Origin of the sequence: Actinomadura logoneensis, assembly GCF_003428695.1 — a bacterium.
Lineage (GTDB): Bacteria > Actinomycetota > Actinomycetes > Streptosporangiales > Streptosporangiaceae > Spirillospora > Spirillospora logoneensis.
Window position 1 is genome coordinate 1 of record NZ_QURH01000664.1, and the last position, 2,731, is coordinate 2,731.

3 protein-coding genes are annotated in these 2,731 nt (G+C 73.6%); all 3 read right to left on the bottom strand.

The genetic code is table 11. The annotated features are described in order from the left end of the window. Positions 1-402: RNA polymerase sigma factor region1.1 domain-containing protein (locus DZF91_RS25305; RefSeq protein WP_328589210.1), on the bottom strand; the 402-nt coding region annotated here is incomplete at its 3' end. 254 nt (positions 403-656) lie between these two features. Further along, positions 657-1,814 carry a cation diffusion facilitator family transporter gene (locus tag DZF91_RS25310; RefSeq protein ID WP_117359728.1) on the bottom strand — a complete coding sequence of 386 codons (1,158 nt, stop codon included), beginning with the start codon at positions 1,812-1,814 and terminating at the stop codon, positions 657-659. A gap of 105 nt (positions 1,815-1,919) precedes the next feature. Beyond that, a partial coding sequence (locus DZF91_RS25315; protein WP_117359729.1) for an AMP-binding enzyme occupies positions 1,920-2,731 on the bottom strand: 812 nt, incomplete at its 5' end.

Here is a 2,731-nt window from a genome sequence, read left to right on the forward strand (position 1 = left end):
CGCGGCGGCGGCCTCGTCCTCGGTGGTGCCGGCCGCCGTGCCGTTCGTGGTGTCCGCCGTGCCGTCGGCGTCGGCCGGGTCGCCGGGGTCGGCGGCCTTCGCGGCGCTGCGGGCGCGGGTGGTCTTGGTGGCGGTGCCGGCCGTCGTCGGCGTCTTCGCCGTGCGCGTGCCCCGCGCCGTCTTCTTGGCGGCCTTCTCGTCCTCGCTGGCGAGGCTGATCCCGGCCTCGGACAGCTCCCGCAGGATCGAGCGGCCCTGGCCGGGGCTGATCCCGGCGGCCTCGAACGCCCGGCGCACCTCGTCGAGCGAGAGGCTCCCTTGGGCATGACCACGCTCGAGGAGGTCGTCGAGGGCAGGGCTCGTCGACTCCGTGAGCGGGGTCTCTGCGGCGGTTCGCGGCATGGGGACACCCCCCTCCCTTCCGTGGTGGCGGCGCGGAGGCCTGCTCCCTGGTGCTTGCCCTCTGGTGACGCGCGCATTAATCGGAACGCCGGAAGAGGGGGTGGTTGTTCCCGACGCCCCGGTTTCCCGGGCCTCGCCGGTCCCGCCCGTCCCGCGCCCGCGGAGGTGGAACACCGCAGGTAGAAGCCTCCCTACCCAACCTTACTGCGTAAAGATCGCGACCTGAAACCGCCATAGACAAAACGTCTTCTACATCACGTCTCCGACGTGGGGGAGGCTCCCTCGGCCGGGTTCTGTGGGAGGGTTCGACCGTATCGGGCGATGACCCTGCGCCGGAGTTCCGGATCGTCACGGGGGACGGGCTCGAGGAACACCTCGTTGATCTCCTCGTGCGCCCGGCGGAGCTCCTGGGCCATCCGTACGCAGGCGCGCTCGACGTCGGCGGCCCCCAGGTGGTCGCGGAAGTCCAGGCGGGCGCAGACCAGCACCTGGCGCGCGCCGAAGGTCATGGTCACGATGTCGACGACCCACTCGACCTCGGGGGCGGCGCCCAGGCGGGACCGGACGCCCTCCACCAGCCGGGGGTCGGCCTGGTTGCCGACCAGCAGGTTGAGGTTGATGCGGCCGAGGATCACCGCGACCGCGGTGAGCAGGGCGCCGATGAGGACCGAGCCGATGCCGTCCCAGGCCGAGCTGCCGGTGAGCTGGTGCAGGCCGAGGCCCGCGAAGGCGATCACCAGGCCCAGCAGGGCGGCCGAGTCCTCCAGCAGCACGCTGACGGAGGTGGGGTCGTCGGTGGCGCGGATGTACTCGGACATGGTCTGCCGCGCGTCGCGGGCGTCCTGGCGGACCTGCCGGAACGCCTGCCGCCAGGAGATCGCCTCGAGGACCAGGGAGACGCTGAGGACGATGTAGCCGGCGGTCGGTGAGGCTTCCTGGGGGTGGCCGCTGAGGGTCTCGTAGCCCTGGTAGAAGGCGAACAGTCCGCCCATTCCGAAGATCGCGACGGCGACGAGCAGCGTCCAGATGTAGCGCTCCTTGCCGTAGCCGAGGGGGTGGGCGCGGTCGGCGGGGCGCTCGGAGCGGCGCAGGCCGACGATGAGCAGGACCTCGTTGAAGGTGTCGGCGACGGAGTGGGCGGCCTCGGCGGCCATGGAGGCCGATCCGGTGGCGGCAGCGGCGATGATCTTGGCGATGGCGATGCCGAGGTTGGCCAGCAGGGCCAGGACGACGGTGAGCGTGCTCTCGCCGCCGCCCTTGGCGTCCTCTCCAGCGTCCTCTCCAGCGTCCTTACCGGCGTCTTCTCCGGCGTCGTCGATCTCGCCGCTCGGGTCGGCCGGGTCGCCGCTGGAGACGTCCGTGCCCGCGGTGCGGGCGTCGGCGGACGGGTCGTGGTCCGCGTTGCGGTGCATGGGGCCCCCTTCTCGCTCGTCCGGGCGGGTGGTCACGGACGGCTGCGGGGGGTTTACCCGGCGATGGCGGAGACAAGCGCCTGGTGTGGCGAGAGAGGGGTGGCGTCAGGGGGCGGGGTGGCGGAGGGCCGCGCGGTCGGGCTTGCCGGAGGGGAGGAGGGGGAGGGCGGCGCGGAGGTCGAGTTCGCGGGGCGCGGCGTGGGCGGGCATGGTCTCGCGGACCCAGGCGCGCAGGTCGTCGAGGGTGGGGGCGGGGCCGTGGGGGACGACGACGGCGGTGACGCGTTCGCCCCATTCGGGGTCGGGGCGTCCGACGACGACGACGTCGGCGACGCGGGGGTGGTGGGCGAGGCGGGCGGCGACGTCGCCGGCGACGACCTTCTCGCCGCCGGTGTTGATGATGTCGTCGACGCGGCCGCGGATGCGCAGGCGTCCGCCGTCGAGGGTGCCGAGGTCCTGGGTGAGGTACCAGTCGCCGTCGCGGGTGCGGGCGGTGAGGTCGGGGTCGAGGCGGTAGCCGGTGAACAGGACGGGTCCGGCGATGCGGACGCGGCCGTCGGGGGTGAGGCCGAGGGTGACGCCGTCGAGGGGGAGGCCGTCGTAGGCGCAGCCGCCGCAGGTCTCGCTCATGCCGTAGGTGGTGTGGACGGTGGCGCCGTCGGCGCGGGCCTTCTCCAGCAGGTCGGGGGGTGCGGCGGCGCCGCCGAGGAGGATGGCGCGGAAGCGGGTGAGGTCGGTTCCGGCGTCCATGAGGCGGCGGAGCTGGGTGGGGACGAGGGAGACGAGGGTGGCGTCGGTGGTGGCGGTCTCGGCGGGGTCGAAGCGGGGGTGGATGCGGGGGGCGGTGCCGGTGAGCAGGGCGCGGACGAGGACCTGGATGCCGGCGATGTGGCTGGTGGGCAGGCAGCAGAGCCAGC